The sequence below is a fragment of the Arcobacter lacus genome, assembly GCF_003063295.1.
Lineage (GTDB): Bacteria > Campylobacterota > Campylobacteria > Campylobacterales > Arcobacteraceae > Aliarcobacter > Aliarcobacter lacus.
In genome coordinates this window covers 1-19,738 of sequence record NZ_MUXF01000007.1, presented here as the reverse complement: position 1 = coordinate 19,738, position 19,738 = coordinate 1, and the positions used below count along the sequence as shown (strand labels likewise).

18 protein-coding genes are annotated in these 19,738 nt (G+C 27.4%); 2 read left to right on the top strand and 16 right to left on the bottom strand.

Annotation, left to right across the window (positions count from 1 at the left end):
• Positions 1 to 39: 39 nt before the first annotated feature.
• From ffh to rpsL, 16 genes are all read right to left on the bottom strand, one after another.
• Complete coding sequence (ffh, locus tag B0175_RS04730; RefSeq protein WP_108527506.1) at positions 40 to 1,392, bottom strand: signal recognition particle protein; 1,353 nt, start codon at positions 1,390 to 1,392, stop codon at positions 40 to 42.
• A 150-nt stretch (positions 1,393 to 1,542) separates the two neighbouring features.
• Entirely contained in the window at positions 1,543 to 2,298 is a 756-nt protein-coding gene (locus B0175_RS04725) for a pseudouridine synthase family protein (protein WP_004511335.1), read from the bottom strand.
• Complete coding sequence (waaA, locus tag B0175_RS04720) at positions 2,289 to 3,440, bottom strand: lipid IV(A) 3-deoxy-D-manno-octulosonic acid transferase (protein WP_108527505.1); 1,152 nt, start codon at positions 3,438 to 3,440, stop codon at positions 2,289 to 2,291. Before waaA ends, B0175_RS04725 begins: the two co-directional genes overlap by 10 nt.
• 2 nt (positions 3,441 to 3,442) lie before the next feature.
• Positions 3,443 to 4,168 carry a zinc ribbon domain-containing protein gene (locus tag B0175_RS04715; protein ID WP_004511337.1) on the bottom strand — a complete coding sequence of 242 codons (726 nt, stop codon included), beginning with the start codon at positions 4,166 to 4,168 and terminating at the stop codon, positions 3,443 to 3,445.
• The gene (locus B0175_RS04710) at positions 4,161 to 4,916 is read right to left on the bottom strand and encodes a Nif3-like dinuclear metal center hexameric protein (protein ID WP_108527504.1); all 756 of its coding nucleotides are present in this window, start codon (positions 4,914 to 4,916) and stop codon (positions 4,161 to 4,163) included. Before B0175_RS04710 ends, B0175_RS04715 begins: the two co-directional genes overlap by 8 nt.
• A 2-nt stretch (positions 4,917 to 4,918) precedes the next feature.
• On the bottom strand, positions 4,919 to 5,800 hold the full coding sequence (gene glyQ / locus B0175_RS04705) for a glycine--tRNA ligase subunit alpha (RefSeq protein ID WP_004511339.1): 882 nt from the start codon (positions 5,798 to 5,800) through the stop codon (positions 4,919 to 4,921).
• Positions 5,797 to 6,027 (bottom strand): glutaredoxin domain-containing protein, encoded by a 231-nt coding sequence (locus tag B0175_RS04700; RefSeq protein ID WP_108527503.1) that lies wholly within the window; start codon positions 6,025 to 6,027, stop codon positions 5,797 to 5,799. The genes glyQ and B0175_RS04700 overlap by 4 nt, the downstream gene beginning before the upstream one ends.
• Positions 6,027 to 6,521 carry a 5-(carboxyamino)imidazole ribonucleotide mutase gene (purE, locus tag B0175_RS04695; RefSeq protein WP_020848449.1) on the bottom strand — a complete coding sequence of 165 codons (495 nt, stop codon included), beginning with the start codon at positions 6,519 to 6,521 and terminating at the stop codon, positions 6,027 to 6,029. The genes B0175_RS04700 and purE overlap by 1 nt, the downstream gene beginning before the upstream one ends.
• 40 nt (positions 6,522 to 6,561) lie before the next feature.
• Entirely contained in the window at positions 6,562 to 7,806 is a 1,245-nt protein-coding gene (locus tag B0175_RS04690) for a hypothetical protein (protein WP_108527502.1), read from the bottom strand.
• Between the two features lie 19 nt (positions 7,807 to 7,825).
• On the bottom strand, positions 7,826 to 9,115 hold the full coding sequence (locus tag B0175_RS04685; RefSeq protein ID WP_108527501.1) for a peptidase U32 family protein: 1,290 nt from the start codon (positions 9,113 to 9,115) through the stop codon (positions 7,826 to 7,828).
• A 109-nt stretch (positions 9,116 to 9,224) separates the two neighbouring features.
• Complete coding sequence (locus B0175_RS04680) at positions 9,225 to 11,630, bottom strand: methyl-accepting chemotaxis protein (RefSeq protein WP_108527500.1); 2,406 nt, start codon at positions 11,628 to 11,630, stop codon at positions 9,225 to 9,227.
• 54 nt (positions 11,631 to 11,684) lie between these two features.
• Positions 11,685 to 13,217 (bottom strand): AAA family ATPase, encoded by a 1,533-nt coding sequence (locus B0175_RS04675; RefSeq protein WP_108527499.1) that lies wholly within the window; start codon positions 13,215 to 13,217, stop codon positions 11,685 to 11,687.
• Between the two features lie 3 nt (positions 13,218 to 13,220).
• Positions 13,221 to 14,087 carry an NAD(+)/NADH kinase gene (locus B0175_RS04670; RefSeq protein ID WP_108527498.1) on the bottom strand — a complete coding sequence of 289 codons (867 nt, stop codon included), beginning with the start codon at positions 14,085 to 14,087 and terminating at the stop codon, positions 13,221 to 13,223.
• A gap of 194 nt (positions 14,088 to 14,281) precedes the next feature.
• On the bottom strand, positions 14,282 to 16,390 hold the full coding sequence (gene fusA, locus B0175_RS04665; protein ID WP_108527497.1) for an elongation factor G: 2,109 nt from the start codon (positions 16,388 to 16,390) through the stop codon (positions 14,282 to 14,284).
• 9 nt (positions 16,391 to 16,399) lie between these two features.
• Entirely contained in the window at positions 16,400 to 16,867 is a 468-nt protein-coding gene (rpsG, locus tag B0175_RS04660) for a 30S ribosomal protein S7 (protein ID WP_004511351.1), read from the bottom strand.
• 16 nt (positions 16,868 to 16,883) lie between these two features.
• A complete protein-coding gene (rpsL, locus tag B0175_RS04655; protein ID WP_012147885.1) occupies positions 16,884 to 17,267 on the bottom strand; it encodes a 30S ribosomal protein S12 in 384 nt (127 codons plus the stop codon).
• 221 nt (positions 17,268 to 17,488) lie between these two features.
• Here rpsL and B0175_RS04650 point away from each other — a divergent pair, with 221 nt between their 5' ends.
• Both B0175_RS04650 and B0175_RS04645 read left to right on the top strand, forming a co-directional pair.
• Entirely contained in the window at positions 17,489 to 18,250 is a 762-nt protein-coding gene (locus B0175_RS04650) for an alpha/beta fold hydrolase (RefSeq protein ID WP_108527496.1), read from the top strand.
• A gap of 74 nt (positions 18,251 to 18,324) precedes the next feature.
• A complete protein-coding gene (locus B0175_RS04645; protein ID WP_108527495.1) occupies positions 18,325 to 19,467 on the top strand; it encodes an MFS transporter in 1,143 nt (380 codons plus the stop codon).
• Positions 19,468 to 19,738: the final 271 nt, after the last annotated feature.

The following is a 19,738-nucleotide window of genomic DNA, read 5'->3' as shown; positions in this document are numbered from 1 at the left end:
TCTTTTTTTAAGTTCACAGCTCAACACTATTTAATAAAATTATCTTGGAATTTTTGGCATTCCACCTGGTCCCATTTGAGACAACATATTTTGTAAACCTTTCATTCCGCCTTTAGATGAAAGTTGTTTCGCCATTTTTGAAGCATTTTTAAACTGTTTTAATATCTTGTTTACTTGAACTTCAGATAATCCAGAACCTAAAGAAATTCTTCTTTTTCTACTTGCATTCATAAGTTCTGGGTCTTCTCTCTCTTTTGGAGTCATTGAACTAATAAGTGCTTTGATTCTTTTTAATTCAACTGAATTTTCAAAATCCATATCTTTTAAAGCTGGAGCCATAGAAGAAAGTCCAGGAATCATTCCAATAATAGATTTCATACTTCCTAGTTTGCTCATCATAGAAAGTTGTTCCAAGAAGTCATTAAAGTTAAATGTACCTTTTTTGATTTTTCTACTAACATCTTTTGCTTTTTTTGCATCCATTATTGCAGAAGTTTTTTCAGCAAGCCCTTCAATATCTCCAAGTCCTAAAAGTCTTGAAACTATTCTATCAGGAATAAATACTTCTAAATCTGGCATTTTTTCACCAATACCAATAAATCTTAAAGGAACTTCAACTTGATTTGCAATACTAAGTGCTACCCCACCTTTTGTATCACCATCATATTTTGATAAAATAACTCCATCAATTCCAATTTTTTCTTTAAAAGTAATTGCTGTTTTAGTTGCATCGTGTCCTGTTAAAGAATCTGCTACATAAAAAATCTCATTTGGATTTATAGCATCTTTTACCTCTTTTAATTGAAGCATTAACTCTTCATCAATAGCAAGCCTTCCAGCAGTATCAATTAAAAGAACATCATAATGCTCTTTTATAGCTTTTTGCTTTGCAGCAAGTGCAATTTTTACTGGATTTTTTTCATTATCATCAAAATAAATATCAACTTCAATTTGAGCTGCTATTTGTTTTAATTGCTCAACTGCTGCTAATCTTTGTAAATCACAAGCTGCAACTAAAACTTTTTTCTTTCTAATTTTTAAATAATTTGCTAATTTTCCAGTAGTAGTAGTTTTTCCACTACCTTGTAATCCAGTCATTAAAATAGTAGTTGGAGGAGTTGAAGCAAAAACAAAACCTTGATTTCCATTAGCTGTTAAAAGTTTCGTTAATTCATCTTTTAAAGCTTTTAAAAATGAGTCTTGTCCAATACCAGCAGTTTTTGTTTGTAATTCAACAGCAGTTATTAGCTCTTTTGTTGTTTTATGATGAACATCTGCTTTTAACAAAGCTTTTTTTAATTCAGCTGTTGCTTTATTTAAGGCTGTTATATCATCTTGATATCTAATTTTATTTACTGCATTTCGTATCGAACCTGTTATTGAATCAAACAAAATTTCTCTCCACATTAATTAAAGTTTGTGAGTTTACAAAAGATTTACTTTAAAATAGTTTAAAAAGAATAGTATTTAAGATTATTTTTAGGTTTTACTTATATCAAAGCCCATTATTATGGACTTTGATATTTTTTAAAAGCTTAAAAATTAATTAAAATCATACACTTTGAATTCTTTTGGTTCATGTGCTTCAAATGTATAATCAAATATTTTTGTGATTTTTGAGTGAAGTAAAACTCTATTTACATTTGAACTAACTCTTCCATAAATAGCATCACCAATAATAGGTAGCCCAACAGAATTTAAATGAACTCTAATTTGATGAGTTCTTCCACTTTCTATTACAACTTTTATTTTTGATTTATTTCCTTCAACTAACAAAGGATAAACCGTACTTTTTGCAGGTTTTCCTCTTTTTACATCGATTTTTGATTTTGCCATTCCTCTATCTTTTGTTGTTAAAATTGGTTTATCAATTTCTATTTCATCAACAACTTTTCCTTCAACAATAGCAACATACTCTTTATAAACTCTGTTCGCTTGAAACTCTTTAATTGCTTTTTTTTGAAACTCTTCATTTTTTGCAAACATCATAACACCACTTGTTTCTTTATCAAGTCTATTAAGTAAAATTGCATTTTCAAATTTTTTACAAACTTCATCAGCAGTTAGAAAAGCTGGTTTATCTACAACTAAAATATCTTTATCTTCAAATATAACTTTTACTTTATTTATCTCTTTAATTGTAAATTTTGTATCAGTTCTAATTTCACCTCGTGCTATTAAAACTTTTTTATCTCCTACTTTTACAACGCCTTTGTCTATTAATTCTTTTGCTTTCGAATTTGATATTTTTTCTTGAAGTGCAAGTAATTTATATGCTTTATCATATGTTACAGCCATTTATTTATCTCCTTAATAATAGGCTCAAATGAACCCGCTTTTGTTAAACTTGGTTTTTCTAACTCTTCTAGCTTTTCTAAATAATTACCTAACTCATTTTCTTCTACTAAGTAATAATTATTTATACATTCAAAAAGTGATTTTTGATTAAAAATATTTTTTCCACTTATTAATTTACAACCAAAATATGCAGGTTCTATTGGATTGTGTCCTCCAATTTTTCCAAATGCTCCACCAAGAATCACAACATCTGAAATTGCATAAATATCATTTAATATTCCCATTTTATCAACTAAAATTATATCTGAATTAAAATTTTCATTCTCACTATATTTATGATATGTTAAATTTTTACCTTTTATATACTCTTTAATTAAATTATCAACTTTAATAAATCTTTCAGGATGCCTTGGAACAATAACCAACTTTCCAAACTCTTTTTTGTAAGATTTTAAAACTAATTCTTCCTCATTTTCATGTGTACTTCCTGCTGTTATTAAAATACCTTTAGGTTTTGATAAATCAAGTTTTTTAGAAGGAAGTTGCGCTAATTTTATATTTCCAATAACTTCAATATTTGTTGCACCTAATTCTTCAAGTCTAGTTTTATCAACTTCACTTTGTGCAAAAACTTTATCAATATTTTTAAAAATCATCTTATAAAAAAATGCAAATTTTTTATAAGAATTATATGATTTATCTGAAATTCTAGCATTTATTAAAAAAGTTTTTGCACCTTTTCTTTTCGCAACTAAAAAAAGCATATACCAAAGTTCTGCTTCCATAACAACTAAAACTTTTTGTTTAGTTATCCAAAAAGGTAAAAAAATTTCAAAAGGTAAAAATCTTACATTTTGAGTTATTGTTTTTGCTTCATCAAAACCTGTATTTGTGATAACAGAAAGATTTACATTATTTTTGTAATTTTCAATTAATGGTTTTATAGCTCTTGTTTCGCCCATAGAACAACTGTGAAACCAAATTTTATTTTCTTCAAACTTTTTATTATCTATTAAAAAAAATTTTGATGGAATTGCTTTTTTATATTTTGGATTTCTTGATTTTAATATTAAATAAGGAATTGCAAGTATATATACAATAGTTAATATAAGAGTATAAAATATACTAAACAAAAAGCTCAAAATTAAGCCTTTTGTTCGTCTTCTTCATCTTCTTTATAAAGAATTCTTCCACAATGTAAACAATTAACAATCTCTTCGCCTCTTAAAACTTCAGCATAAGTTTTGTCATTTATTTTCATAAAACATCCATAACAAGCTTGTTTTTTTACAGGAACAACAGCTGTATCTTTTGCCCATCTTTTGATTTTTTCATAGAATGTTAAAATTTTATTATCAAATTGCTCTAGAAGTTCACTTCTTTGTTGATAAACTACATTTCTTTCTTTGCTAATCTCTTCAATTGTACTATCAACTGCAACTTTAATCTCTTTTATATCAGCTTCTTCAGCTGCAAGTTTTTCTTGTAACTCTTTTAAAGTCTCTTCTTTAGCTTTTGCAAGATTATCAAGTCTATCTATTTCTTCATTTGCAAATGAAATTTGTTCTTTTGCAATCTCTTCTTCTAATTGTAAAGCTTTTAACTCTTTTTCATTATGAACATCTTTATTTTTTTTAGCAATTCCGTCTAATTTTGATTTTAATTCTGCTAAATGAATATTATTTTTTGTTCTTTTTGATTTTACATCATCAATTTCTAAATAAATTGAATTTATTGAAGCTTTTATAACTTCTGCAGTTTCAACAAAAGTTGCTAGTTTTGCTTTTTGGCTCTCAATTTTTGGTTCAAATGAACTTATTGCCGTATCATATTTTGATAACTTTATCAAATCTTCTAAATACTTATTCAACCGTTTCTCCTTCTATAAAAAACTCAAATGGATTTTTTGAAGCTGTAATTATAGCTTTTAATTTATTTTTTTTCAAATACTCTTCTAAAAGAGTTTCAACTAAGCTATTAAAATAGCACTCACTTTCATAATGTCTTATATCAATCAAAGATATATTTCTTGCTTTTGCTTCCATTGCATCATGATATTTTATATCACCTGTTAGGAAACAATCAGCTTTTATTTGGTCAAGCAAAGACATTGCAGAACCTGTTACAACGGCAATATCTTTTATAAACTCTTTACTTCTAACTACTTTAGTAGTTTTTAAATTTAATTTTTTAGATACATATTTTACCAATTCATCAAAATTCATATTTACATTACAATAAGATATAAATTCTGATGAATTTTCTATTTTAAATCCTAAAATTTTTTCTATTACATATTTATTTAAATGTGTTTTATCAATATTTGTATGCATTGAAATAAGAGAAATATCTTTTTTTATTAATTCTTTCAAAATCTTTGTACTATAAGTATCAAAATTTACTCTTTTTATTCCAGAAAAAATCAAAGGATGATGAGTAATAATAAGTGAATTTGGCTTTAAATCTCTTGCAAGTTCTAAATCCAAATCCATACTAATATAAACGTTTTCTATTTCATCTTCAAAAGAACCTACAAGAATTCCTGAATTATCCCATTTTTCTTGTAATTCAAAAGGAGAAATTTCATTTAAAACATCATAAATTTCTTGAAGTTTCAAATTTATCTTCCTACTCGTTTTAATCTATCACTTTCTTGTTCTTTATATAAAACGGCACAACCTTGCGCTAATTCTCGCACTTTTAGAATATAATTTTGTCTTTCAGTTACTGAAATTGCTTTTCTTGCATCTAAAGTATTAAAAGCATGACTTGCAATCATACATTGATCATATGCAGGAAGAGGAAGTCCAGCATCTAAACAAACTTTACATTCATTAAAAGCATCATCAAAATGTCTAAATAACATTTCAGTATTTGCTACTTCAAAATTATATTTAGAAAATTCGTACTCACCTTCTTTATGAACATCAGCATATGTTGTTTTTCCAAATTCATTTTCATTCCATACAATATCAAATACAGAATCAACACCTTGTAAATACATAGCAAGTCTTTCTGTTCCATAAGTTATTTCAACAGCAACAGGAGAGCAAGGAAGTCCTCCTACTTGTTGAAAATATGTAAACTGAGTAACTTCCATACCATCAAGCCAAACTTCCCAACCAAGTCCCCAAGCTCCTAATGTTGGTGATTCCCAATTATCTTCTACAAATCTAATATCATGTTTAGATACATCTAAACCTAAAAATTCTAAAGATTGTAAATATAAATCTTGAATATTATCAGGGCTTGGTTTTATTAAAACTTGAAATTGATAATAAGCACCTAATCTATTTGGATTTTCTCCATATCTTCCATCAGTTGGTCTTCGACTAGGTGCAACGTAAGCTGTACTCCAAGGTGTTGAATCTAAACTTCTAAGTAATGTTGCGGGATGAAATGTTCCAGCCCCAGCAGGAATATCATAAGGTTGAACAATATTACAACCTTGCTTTGCCCAAAATTCTTGTAATTTTAATAACATTTGTGAGAATGTAATCATTTTATTCCTAACTCTTTGTTTATTTTATTTTTGTCAAAGCCACAAATCCAACTATTTCCTATTAAAAGAACTGGAGCACCTGAACAATGCTTTTGACAATCTTTTAAAGCTTGTTTATTCTTTGATAAATCTATAAGATTATATTTTAGTTTTTTACTTTTAAAATACACTTTTGCCTCTTCACACCATTTACAATTTGGCAAAGTAAATAGTGCGATTGGCTTCATTATAAAATTACTTCTACGTCTTTAGAATCACTTTCTACTTTTTTAGCTTGAACAATTCTATCTTCTTTTAATTTTGTAGATAATTCTTTATCAAAAATTGCTAAAATTTGCATAGCTAAATATGCTGCATTAACTGCACCACTTCTTCCAAGAGCTACAGTTCCAACAGGCATACCTGCAGGCATTTGAACAGTTGAAAGCATAGCATCCATACCATCCATTGCTCCACCTTTCATAGGAACACCAATAACTGGTTTTGTTGTGCTTGCAGCAACTGCACCTGCTAAATGAGCGGCCATTCCAGCAGCAGCAATAAATGCAACTGCACCTTTTTCTTCAGCTTCTTTAATATAATTTTTTGTTCTTTCTGGACTTCTGTGAGCTGAAGATACAACTAGTTCATACTTTACATTAAATTTTTCAAAAGTATCAGCACAGTGTTTCATTATTTCATAATCTGATTTACTACCCATTAATATTGAGATAAAATTCATTATTTTTTCCTTTTTATTTTTTTAAAAGTTCAGGATTATATCAAAAATTATCTAATATTTTCATAATCTTATCTATCTTCAATTTTTTCCAAGCTTCCAATTTGTAAAGTGTCAAATCTTCACTTTCATAAATAAAATTTGAAAAATTTTTTGACTTATCTTTTACATAAATTGCTTTTGTGTATTTATAATATTTTATTTTTTTTTCATAATCTTTATCAGTAAATATCACAACAGTTGGAATCATAAAACTATCACTGATATGATAAGTTGACGTATCAGCAGTTATGATTTTATCCATATTTGAAATAATGTAAATGAAATCACTAATAGATTTTGATTCATTTGTTAAATCAATAAAATTGCTATCTTTCAACTTAGAGTCAACTTGTAAAGTTGTGACTATCACATACTCTTCTAATTTTAATAATTTTTTTAATAAATCAATTGCAATAACTTGAGGAATAGATTTATTTATATTTGCAGAATATGGGTGAAATAAGAGCAATTTACCTTTTTTTCTAGCTTGTTCTATTTTTGTTTTTAAATCATTTTGTATTTTGTATTGAGACAGATCTAAATTATTATATTTTTCTAATTGATCTACTTTTTTATAATTTATTCCAAACTTATAAAGCCAAGCATCTACATTATTTAATTCTTTTAGTATATCCTGAGCATTTAAACTATTATCTATAAAATAATCATACTCACAAAGTTTTTTTGAATTTATACTCAAAGGGAAAATATTATTTATATAATTTTGAGTTTTATAAATCTCTTTATCTCTACTATAATAACTATTATTTGAAGCATTTATAAAAACATCGAATTTTACATTTTTATAAATTTCCTTTAATTTTTTATGTAAAATTCTCAAAGCGGTACATGATGAAACAATTTGGCTAATACTTTTTCCTACTCCACCTATTAGTGCAATTGAAACTTCTTTTTTATCAATATTTTTCAACTGTTTATAAATATCTGTAGGCTTTAAGTCAAAGAAAGTGTCTATATCTCTTTCATATTCAAATTGATTTAAAATTCCTAATTCAATTGGAAAATTTACATTTGTCCTAATATTTTCTTCTTTTAATATTTTTACAAAATATTTATTTTTATCAACTTTTTGAAAAATATCTTTCAAATCATTAAAATCTTCACGAGTGCTCATATAAACTGTTTCATTTTCTAAGGACACTGGTGCTTTAAATTTTAAATAATTAACTAATGTCCCATCAGTTATTTTTATATTTATATTTTCTGAAACTCTAAAAAAAATCATTTTATTAAATAATATTACTTTATTCTACAATTTGATCAATATTTTCAACTCTAAACATAGTAAGATATGGAAGACGTCCTGGTAATTTAATTTTATTTACATTTCCACTATGTACTGATTCTAACTCTTTATTTGTTTCAGTTAAAATCTTTTTAAAATTAATATAATATAAACCATCATCTTTTTTGAAAATTTTTCCTATTTCATTTTCACACTCTTCTAGGATTTCATCATTTGGTGTAAAAATTTCAATATCTTCATTTGGATAAACTTTATATTTACATAAGAAATGTTCTTCATCTTCTGTTACAAGTCCTGTTACTTCATAACTTCCTTTGCTTAAAGCATAATCATGATTTTGTGAGTCTGTTTTTTCAAATGGTCTATGAATTAAATATGCGTCTGTGAATCCTCTATTTTTTGTAGTATGTAACTCTTTTTGATAAAGATCTGGCTCAAATTTTCCAGCATAATAATCATCAATTGCATTTCTATATGCTTTTGCAGTTACTGCTGCATAATATGGAGATTTTGTTCTTCCTTCTATTTTTAAACTATCAACAGCTCCTGAATCCAAAATCTCTTTTATATGTGAAGCTAAGTTCATATCTTTTGAATTAAAAATATATGTTCCAACACCTGGTTCTTCTTCTAATCTAAATAACGTATTATGATCTTCATTTGCAGCATATAATGTATATTGAAATCTACAATCATTTGCACAACTTCCTCTATTTGGTACTCTTCCCATTTGAACTGCACTTACTAAACATCTTCCACTATATGCAAAACACATTGAACCATGAACAAAAATTTCTATTTCCATATCTGGTAAATGTTTTTTGATTTCAGTTACATCTTTTAGTGAAATTTCTCTAGCTACAACTATTCTTTTTACACCCATATCCCAAAATACTTGTGCATCAAGATAATTTAAAACATTTGCTTGAGTTGATAAATGTATATCAATTTCTGGAGCAATTTCCCTACAAAGCTTAACAACTCCAGGAGCTGCAACAATAAATCCATCAGGTTTAAGTGCCGCCATAGTTGCAATGTGTTTTTTAAGTAGTTCAATTTGCGAATTAAATGGAAATCCATTTATTGTTGCATATACTTTTTTTCCTCTGGCATGAGCATAATCGATTCCTTCTTTAAAAGTTTCGAATGTAAACTCTTTTCCTGCTCTAATTCTTAAACTAAAGTGACTAACTCCTGCATAAACGGCATCTGCACCATATTTTATAGCTATTTTTAATTTTTCTAAATTTCCTGCAGGAGAAAGTAACTCTACTTTTTGACTATTCATTAAATTCCTTTAAATATTCTATATAAATTATTTTAGGAGATATTATATCTTCTTTTTAATAAATCTATAAGTAGTAATGTTTTTGATTATTTATAAAATAAGAAAGCTTTTAAAAGCTTTCCCATTCATCATTTTGTGAAGTTTTTGGAGTAGGAGTTTTTACATTAGATTCAGTAAATATCTCTTTTTCAATTTTATTTTCAACTAGATTATCTTTTTTTAACTGGTCAAGTCCTTTAAACACTTCAAATATAGAACTATCCATTTTATGAGATAAAGAATTTAAAACTTCATTATTTGAATTATCTTTACACTCTTCATTTATATATTCTTGAATACTATTATGTACCATTTCATGATTTGTTTTTAAATCTTTCCAATTTTGTGTTTTTGTAAAAGCTTTAGCATTTTTTTCTTGCTCAATTAACCATTTACCTAAATCACATTCTGTTGGTTTAGTAACACTCCATGCAGTTTTTGTCGTTGCAATTTTACTTAAATTTACCAACTTAAATCTAACATGATCATTTTTTAATTTAGAAACAGTAAATACTAAATCAATATCTTCTATCTCTTTTTGATTTGCTTTATTAAATTTAGCTCTATCTGCAATTTTTAGCAAGTTTTTTGATAAATCTGAAACTTCATTCGCTAATTTACTAATATCTATTGCAGAATTTGCATTTGACTGTGTAGCTTTATCTAAAGCATTAATCGTATCATTTATCTGTAAAATACCTTTTTCTTCTTCTTTACTTCCAATAGATACATCTTCAATTAAATTAATTGTTTCATTAATTTTACTATTTAAAACTGTATATCCATTTATCATCTCATTTGCAATTGCTTTTCCTTCATTTGCTTTTGATGTTGCAAGTTCAACTATATTTTTTATTTCTCTTGCTGCTTCTGCACTTCTTGAAGCTAGATTTCGCACTTCTTGAGCAACAACTGCAAATCCTTTTCCTGCTTCTCCAGCTGTTGCTGCTTCAACTGCTGCATTTAAAGATAAAATATTTGTTTGGAATGCTATTTGATCTATCACACTAATTGCTTCATTAATAGAATTTACTTGTGTATCTATGTCATCCATTGCTTTATTTGTTTTAGAAGCTAAAAGTTCTCCATCTTTTGAAGAAAGTTGTAATTGCTCTGCTAAAGATGACATTGTTTTAGTTTTTTGAACAGTAGATTTTACAATAGAAGTAATCTCTTCAATTGCAGCTGCTGTTTCTTCTAGTGATGCAGCTTGGCTACTAGCAGAATCAGATAATTTACTTGCAGATTTTGATAAATTATCTGTATCTTCATTTAATTTTTTTCCACTATTTACAATCATTGATAAAAATTCTGATACTGAAGCACCTATTAATTGTGTGCTTGCGACTAAAGAAGAAATTATTCCTCCAACTTTTGATGTATCTATTTTTGAATCATTTAAAGAGAAATTTGAACTTCCATAATCAATTAAAATATTATTTAATCCTAATAAATTTTGATTTGTTTTATCTATCATAGAATTAATAGAATTTCTTAATTTTTCTATTTGTGGATTTGAAGATGTTTTTTCAACTTTATAAACATAAAATCCATTTATTACTTTTTCAATAACTTCATCAACATTTTCAATTACTTTTGCATCTTCCATGTATCCTGATTTTAGTTTTTTAATATAATTGTTAAAGCTATCAGTTAATTTACCTATTTCATCATTTGACTTTTTATCAATATGATCAGTATTCCCTTTTTCCTCTGTCATATCTATTATTGCTTCATTGATATTTCTAAGAGGTTTAATGATTGCTTGATTTACAAAGTAGTTATATATTGAAAAGAATACTACGGCAAGAATTAATGAAAAAATCAAAAGGTTGATAACAACACTTCTTATCTCACTATTTACTCTTTCTTTCATTAAAGCTACTTCTGTTTCTACATCATCAACATAAGCTCCTGTTCCAATGATCCAATCCCAAGGTTCAAATTTTTGAACATAAGAAAATTTCTCTTTAGGGTCATTTTTCTTATTTGGTTTATCCCACCAATACTTTACTAAACCACCTGCTTTATTTTCTGTCGAAATTTTCGCCATTTCTATAAATAGTTTTTTACCATATGGATCTGCATACGTTGATAAATCTTTGCCATTTAAAGCAGAATTTATAGGATGCATAATCATTTTAGGACTTGAATCATTTATCCAAAAATAGTCATTCTTTGCATATTTTAAATCAGCAATTGCTTTTAATGCTTCTTGTTGTATCTCTTTTTCATTAGATTTATCTGCATCAACTTTATTATAATAGATTTCAACCATTTTATATGCTAAAGTAACATAGTTTTTAAGTTCTACTTCTTTTTTTAAATATGCTTCTTTTTTATAGTTTTCAATATTTTTTTCTGAAAGATTTTTTATTGAAATAATTGAATCAATACTAATTGATACAGTTACAACAATAATTACAATCAAAGAAAGAATTAGAATCTTAGCCTTTATAGTCATATTTGATAACATTTTATCTCTCCCATATAATGTTCTAGGTTCTAATTATAGTAAAATAACTTTAATTTAATTATTTAATAAATTTTTTGCAAATTCTAAGGCTTCAGATGTAACCTTTTCACCACTTATCATTCTTGCTACTTCATTGATTTTTTCATCTTTATTCAATAATTTAACAGTAGATTTTCCATTTTGTTTATCAACTAAAAAGTGTTGATTTGCACTCGAAGTTAATTGAGTTTGATGTGAAATAGCAAAAATTTGATATGAAGAGCTTAATTTCACTAAAACTTTTGCTATTGCTTCACTCTCTTTTCCACTTAAATTTGCATCTATTTCATCTAAAAATAAAATACCATTTTCACCAATATCCAACTCGCTCATCGAAGTCAAAAGAGCTAGTCTTAATCTATTATATTCTCCTGAACTAATAGTTTCAAGAGCAACTTGATTTAATTGAAATTTAATTTCATCAATTCCTGTTGAATCAAGACTTTTTTCTTCAAAAATGATTTTTGCATTACTCAAATATAAAAATTGCAAATATTGATTAATTTTTTCTTCTAAAATTTTGCTATTTTCTTTTCTAAAAGCTGAAATCTTTTGAGATAATTCTTTTATTTCTTTATGTAAATTTTCATATTTCTTTTCTAAATTTTCTTTTTGAAAAGAGATGTTTTCATATGATTCTAACTCTTTTATTTTTTGTTCTTTATATTCTAAACACTCTTTTATAGAGCCAAATCTTTTTTGTAACGATGAAAGTTTTTCAATTCTATCTAAAACATTTTCTATATTTATGTCATCTAATTCCATCAAGCTATCATTAAACTTTTCAAATATATTATTTAACTCATTCATAGTTTCATCAAAAAATGAAGAATCAACTTCCATCAATTCTAAAACGTTATTAACACTTTGATTAAACTCTAAAATTCCTGAAGCTTTATTAATTGCCACTTCAATTTTTTCTTTTTTTGCTAATCTTTTTTTTATTTCATTTAATTCTTCATATTCATCAACTTTTGGATTTATCTGTTCGATTTTATCAATTTCAAATTTTACAAACTCTTTTAAATCTTCAAGTTTTGTTTCGTCTTCTATGATTTTATCTAACTCTTTTTTTGTTTGAATAAAATCTTTATATAAGTTATCAAAACTATTTTTTATTTGAATAAAATTACTATTTTTCTCAGAACATAATCTATCTAAAAATCCAACGAGTTTTACACTATCAAATTCCGAAGTATCTCTTAAATTTAAGTGTTTTATCAGTTTTGTAGAAAAATCATAAAGATTCTTTTTAGAAATTGTTTGATTATTTAAAAAATATCTAGTTTTATCTTTTTTTATACTTTTAATAACAATATCTTCTTCAAAAGATATATCATAAACTTCATCACAAATTTTTGAATTATTCAAATTAACTTCACCAATATCAGATTTTACTTCTGTTAATGCAAATAAAGATAAAATCTCTTGCATTAATATGGATTTACCCGCACCACTAGGTCCTGTAAATATATTTAATCCTGATTTAAACTCTAAATCAACTTCATCAAATGATAAACAATTTTTTAAATAAACTCTAGTAATCAATTTTTAATTTCCCCATCTTAATTTTTCACTTAAAACTTCAAAATAGTTTCTTTGAATTCTATGTAACATTTTTACTTTTTTTTGCGCAATTTTTATTTTTACGGATTGGTTTTCTTCAATTTCAAAAATTTCTTGTCCATCTACTATTACAACTGCACCTTGATTATCAACTATTTTAAACTCGATTTCAAAATCAGCTGGCATAACAATCGGTCTTTGAGTTAATGAATGAGGTGCTATTGGAGTAATGATAAATGCTTCAGTTAAAGGATAAACTATTGGTCCTCCAACAGATAAATTATATGCTGTTGAACCTGTTGGAGTAGAAACTATCACTCCATCACCATAATAAGTATTAAAAGATTTTCCATCAATTTTCCCTCTTATTTTTATCATAGAAGAAATTGACTTTCTTGAAATTACTATATCATTAAATGCAACAAAACTATTTTTATTAATACAGCCTTCAATCATCATTCTTGTATTAATTTTATAAATATCTTTTTTTAAATCTATTATAAAATTTTCTAACTGATTCATAGAAATATCTGTCAAAAAACCTAAAGTACCAAGATTTATTCCTAAAATTGGAAGATCATATTTAAATGATTTTCTTACTACTCCCAATAAAGTTCCATCGCCACCAACAGATATCAAAAAATCTACTTTTTTGCAAATATCATCAAATTCAAATCCATCTAAATCTATCATTTTTGCAGATTCTTTTTCTAAAAAAGTCTCTATATTTACTTTATTAAATAGCTCTTTTATATTCTGGTAAACATTTTTTAGTTCTGGGCTTTCAGGTTTTAAAATAACACCAACGCTTCTTATATTTTTTAATAATTCGAAATTTTTTTCAACTCTCAAATTTTACTCATTTTCATAAATTTATTCTATTTTATCCTATTATAAAAAATATTTCAAATATTTTATTTTGCCTATTTTAGCAATTATTTAATAAATATCAAAAAAATATTACAAAATGAAATATTTTTCTAATATTTAAAATAAAAAAAAGGGATATGCAAAGCATATCCCTTTATAAAAAGAAAATTTAGAAATTATCCATTTCTTTTTTTCATAATCTCTTCAGAAACATTTTTTGGAACTTCTTGGTATGCATCAAAAATCATAGAGTATGTTGCTCTACCTTGAGACATTGATCTTAAATCTGTTGAATATCCAAACATTTCAGATAATGGAATCATTGCAGTAACAAGTTTGATACCTGCTCTGTCATCCATAGATTGAACTTGTCCTCTTCTTTTATTACAATCACCAATTACGTCTCCCATATAATCTTCAGGAGTTTCAATTTCAACTTTCATAATTGGCTCAAGAATAACTGCACCAGCAGCTGCACTTCTACAACCTTGTTTAAATCCCATAGAAGCAGCAAGTTTAAATGCCATCTCAGATGAGTCAACATCGTGGTAAGAACCATCATATAATGTAACTTCGATATCAACCATTGGATATCCAGCTAAAATTCCACCTAACATTGCTTCTGCACAACCTTTTTCAACAGCTGGAATATACTCTTTTGGTACAACCCCACCTTTAATTTCGTTGTTAAATTTAAAGTTTGGCTCACTTCCAGAAGGTAATGGTTTAATTTCTAAATAAACATGTCCATATTGACCTTTACCACCAGATTGTTTTGCATATTTATACTCTTGTTTAACAGCATTTCTGATAGTTTCTCTATAAGCAACTTGTGGAGCACCTACTTCAGCTTCTACTTTAAACTCTCTTTTCATTCTATCTACAAGAATTTCTAAGTGTAATTCACCCATTCCAGAAATAATTGTTTGTCCTGATTCTTCATCAGTATTTACTCTAAATGATGGATCTTCTTCAGCAAGTTTTCCTAAAGCAATACCCATTTTTTCTTGATCAGCTTTTGTTTTTGGTTCAACAGCAACAGAAATAACTGGATCCGGAAAATCCATTCTTTCTAAGATAACAGGATCTTTTTCACTTGCTAGTGTATCTCCTGTAATTGTATCTTTAAGACCAACAACTGCACCAATTTCTCCAGCATAAAGTTCTTTAATCTCTTCTCTAGAGTTTGCGTGCATTTTAAGTAATCTTCCGATTCTCTCTTTTTTCATTTTTGTTGAGTTTAACACATAAGTTCCAGACTCTAAAATTCCTCTATAAACTCTTGTAAATGTTAATTGTCCAACAAATGGGTCAGTCATAATTTTGAATGCTAATGCTGCAACTTCACCTTTATCAGTTGAAGGAACGATAATTGCATCACCATCTTGAGTTTCACCTTTAATATCAGCAACTTCAGTAGGTGCTGGTAAATACATAGCAACAGCATCAAGTAAAGGTTGAACCCCTTTATTTTTAAATGAAGTTCCACATACCATTGGTGTAATTTCCATTGCTAAACATCTTTTTTTAAGTCCTTCAACAATTTCATCTTCAGTTAATTCTGTACCTTCAAGATATTTTTCCATTAATTCTTCACTAGATTCAGCTGCAGCTTCAACAAGTTTTTCTCTATATTCAGCAACAACATCTTCTAAATCTGCAGGAATATCTTCAATTTTATACATTTCACCAGCTTGTGCATCAAGATTATAAGTATATGCTTTCATTTTTACTAAATCAATCATACCTCTAAAGTTTTCTTCTGCACCAATTGGAACTTGAATTGGAACTGGATTCGCTTTTAATCTATCTCTAACTTGAGCTTCAACATTAAAGAAGTTTGCTCCTGTTCTATCCATTTTATTTACATAAATAATTCTTGGAACACCATATTTATTTGCTTGTCTCCAAACAGTTTCAGATTGTGGTTGAACCCCACCAACTGAACAAAATACAGCAACAGCACCATCAAGAACCCTCATAGATCTTTCAACTTCAATTGTAAAGTCAACGTGACCTGGTGTGTCAATAATATTTACTTGTAATTGCTCATTTGTTTTTGGGTGATTCCAGTGACAAGTTGTAGCAGCAGAAGTAATTGTAATACCTCTTTCTTGCTCTTGTTCCATCCAGTCCATTGTTGCAGCACCTTCATGAACCTCACCAATTTTATGAGAAACACCTGTATAGAATAAAATTCTTTCAGTTGTTGTAGTTTTTCCTGCATCAATATGAGCAGCAATACCGATATTTCTAACTCTATTAAGTGGTATTTTTCTAGCCATAATTTTATCCTACCATCTGTAGTGTGCAAATGCTTTATTAGCTTCTGCCATTCTATGTACATCTTCTTTTTTCTTAAAAGATGCTCCTCTTTCATTTGCAGCTTCGAATAACTCATTAGCTAATCTTTCTACCATTGTTCTTTCATTTCTTTTTCTTGAAGCATCAATTAACCATCTTAAAGCTAAAGTTTGTCTTCTAACAGCTCTTACTTCAACTGGAACTTGGTAAGTTGCCCCACCAACTCTTCTTGATCTAACTTCTAATAATGGTTTAACATTTTCAATTGCTCTTTCGAATAAATCAAAACCTTTTTCTTCACCTCTTGCATCTAAGTTTGCAATAGCACCATAAAGGATTTTTTCAGCAACAGATTTTTTACCATCTAACATAATTGCATTAACAAATTTTGTGATCACTTTACTATTGTAGATAGGATCAGCCATAATTTCTCTAACTGGAGCTTTTCTTCTTCTCATCTTTCTATCCTTCTACTTATTTTTTCGCTGCTTTTGGTCTTTTAGTACCATATTTAGATCTAGAAACTGTTCTGTTATTTACACCAGCTGTATCTAAAGCACCTCTAACAATGTGGTATTTAACCCCAGGTAAATCTTTTACTCTTCCACCTCTAACTAATACGATAGAGTGTTCTTGAAGGTTATGCCCTTCTCCACCAATATATGAAATAACTTCAAATCCTGTTGTTAATCTAACTTTTGCAACTTTTCTTAAAGCCGAGTTAGGTTTTTTAGGAGTTGTTGTATATACTCTTGTACACACACCTCTTCTTTGTGGACATTTTTTTAAAGCTGGTGATTTTGATTTATCGATCACCTTTTTTCGCTCTTTTCTTACAAGCTGATTGATTGTAGGCATTTCTTTCCTTTTTAAAATTTGGTTTGAGTAGTTATAGCCCCACTCATGCTTCTCGTGTACTTCAAAATATTTTTGAAACGATACTACCATTCTAGGAAACCTGTGAGTTTTCTAAAAAAGTGTTGGATTATATCTAAAAATATTTAAAAATTCCTTTATTTGATTAATTATCAAATTCTTAGTCATATTTTACTAAAATCGCTTAGTTAAAAAGGATATTAATGGAAATACTAGAATACAAAAAAATTGGTCAAGGTGAAAATGCAATTATTTTTTTGCATGAATTAATGGGAGATTGTACTAATTATGAAGCTTGTATTCCATATCTAAACAAAAATGATTTTACTTATTTTATGGTTGATTTAAGAGGTTATGGATTATCAAAAAATATATTAGGTGAATATAATTTAAAAGAAGCTACAAATGATGTAATAAATTTAATTTCTCATCTTAAAATTGAAAAATATACATTAGTTGCACACTCTATGTCAACTATGATAGCTCAACATATAGCTTTTGAAGATAAAAGACTAAATAAACTTATTTTAATAACACCAATTAGCTTCTTAGGAGTAAAAAGTACATCCAAAGCAAAAGAAAATTTATTATCACAAATGAAAAAAAATAGTGGGAAAATAGAAGAAATTGTTGAACAATCTAGTCAAAGATATAACCAAACGTGGAAAGATTATAGAATAAAATTAGCCTATGATTGTTCTATACTTGAGGCAAGATTAGGTTATATGAATATGTACTTAAATGAAAACTTTTTAAGTACTTCAAATACTCAAATTAGTTTAGATATTCCTATAAAAATCATTACAGGAAGCTATGATTTTCCTGTTTTCTCTTCAGCAGAAGTAAAAAAATATTTTGAACAATTTGATGATGTTGAAATAGTAGAATTTAAAGAAGCAGGTCATTATCCGATGATTGAATCTCCAGTACTTTTTGCTTCAAAAATAGAATCATGGATTCATTGATATTCAAATACTTTATTTTAAGTTAGTAATAAACTTTTTTTACTAAAATTCAAAAAAAAATTTTAAGGCACAATATGACTAAACAATTATTTCCCCTTGCCTTAGGTGGATTAGGTATAGGAACAACAGAGTTTGTAATTATGGGTTTACTTCCCGATGTTGCAAATGATTTAGCAATTTCAATTCCAGTTGCAGGACATTTAATATCTGCATATGCTCTTGGAGTTGTAGTAGGAGCTCCAATTTTAGTTGCACTTAGTGCAAAATTTCCTCCTAAATATGTTTTAATAACTTTTATGATTTTATTTACATTTTTTAATGCACTTTCAATTATTGCACCTGATTATAATACACTTTTGATGTCGAGATTTTTTGCAGGTCTTCCACATGGTGCATTTTTTGGTGTAGGAACTGTTGTTGCAGCTAAACTTGCAAAAGAAGGAAAAGCTGCCCAAGCAATAGCATCTATGTTTACTGGACTTACAGTTGCAAATCTTGCTATGGTTCCTTTGGTTACATATATTGGTCATCACTTGCATTGGAGATATGCTTTTGGAATTGTCTCATTATTAGGTCTTTTAACGATAACTTTTTTATACCTTTGGATGCCAAAACTAAAGTCTTTAAAAAGTGTTACATTTAAAGAAGAGATAGAGTTTTTTAAAACTATAAAAGCTTGGCATATTTTATCAATCGTTATTATAGGTTTTGGTGGACTTTTTGCGTGGTTTAGTTATATTGCTCCACTTTTAATTCATGTTTCAAAATTTGATCCTTCAACCGTATCTTATTTGATGATAGTTGCAGGAGCAGGAATGGTTGTAGGAAATATTATGGGTGGATATTTTTCTGATAAAAAAGATCCTGTAAAAGTTATAATTACTATACTTTTTTTGATGATAATTTTCTTAGTTTTCGTTTTTTTATTTTCAGAGAATAAAATAATTTCTATAATTCTTACATTTATTTGTGGTGTTTTATCTATGTCAATGGGAACGCCTATTAGTATGATTATGCTAAAAAATGCAAAACATTCTGAAATGTTAGGTGCAGCTTTTGTACAAGCATCATTTAATGTAGCAAATTCTATTGGTGCTTTTGTGGGAGGAATTCCACTTATATTTGGTCTTTCTTTTAATTATCCATCTTTAGTTGGAGCAGGTATTGCAACTTTAGGACTTATATTAACTATAAGTTTTTATAAAAAATATAAATAAAAAACTGTATATGTTAAGAAGATATGAGTCAAGATTATAAGATTTGTCAATTCCAAAAGAAGAAAAAAGCCAAGTTTTTTAGCTTGGCTTTTTTTATGGCTAAAAAATAATAGAATTGTATTTTTTTTTAAATCAGTGTTATATTAGAGAATTAGAGATAGTAAAGATTTAATGTAAGAAGAATATATGAATAAAATAATCAATAATAATAAATTAGAATAATGTATTAAAAATAATTTTGTATAGAATAATAATGGTTAAAAAATTAAAT

Bases quoted from the DNA above. Each gene is read 5' to 3' on its own strand.
- B0175_RS04725 (WP_004511335.1), bottom strand. From the start codon at position 2,298: ATGGCTGTAACATATGATAAAGCATATAAATTACTTGCACTTCAAGAA.
- glyQ (WP_004511339.1), bottom strand. From the start codon at position 5,800: ATGATTACATTCTCACAAATGTTATTAAAATTACAAGAATTTTGGGCA.
- B0175_RS04700 (WP_108527503.1), bottom strand. From the start codon at position 6,027: ATGAAGCCAATCGCACTATTTACTTTGCCAAATTGTAAATGGTGTGAA.
- purE (WP_020848449.1), bottom strand. From the start codon at position 6,521: ATGAATTTTATCTCAATATTAATGGGTAGTAAATCAGATTATGAAATA.
- B0175_RS04690 (WP_108527502.1), bottom strand. From the start codon at position 7,806: ATGATTTTTTTTAGAGTTTCAGAAAATATAAATATAAAAATAACTGAT.
- B0175_RS04685 (WP_108527501.1), bottom strand. From the start codon at position 9,115: ATGAATAGTCAAAAAGTAGAGTTACTTTCTCCTGCAGGAAATTTAGAA.
- B0175_RS04680 (WP_108527500.1), bottom strand. From the start codon at position 11,630: ATGTTATCAAATATGACTATAAAGGCTAAGATTCTAATTCTTTCTTTG.
- fusA (WP_108527497.1), bottom strand. From the start codon at position 16,390: ATGGCTAGAAAAATACCACTTAATAGAGTTAGAAATATCGGTATTGCT.
- rpsG (WP_004511351.1), bottom strand. From the start codon at position 16,867: ATGAGAAGAAGAAAAGCTCCAGTTAGAGAAATTATGGCTGATCCTATC.
- rpsL (WP_012147885.1), bottom strand. From the start codon at position 17,267: ATGCCTACAATCAATCAGCTTGTAAGAAAAGAGCGAAAAAAGGTGATC.
- B0175_RS04650 (WP_108527496.1), top strand. From the start codon at position 17,489: ATGGAAATACTAGAATACAAAAAAATTGGTCAAGGTGAAAATGCAATT.
- B0175_RS04645 (WP_108527495.1), top strand. From the start codon at position 18,325: ATGACTAAACAATTATTTCCCCTTGCCTTAGGTGGATTAGGTATAGGA.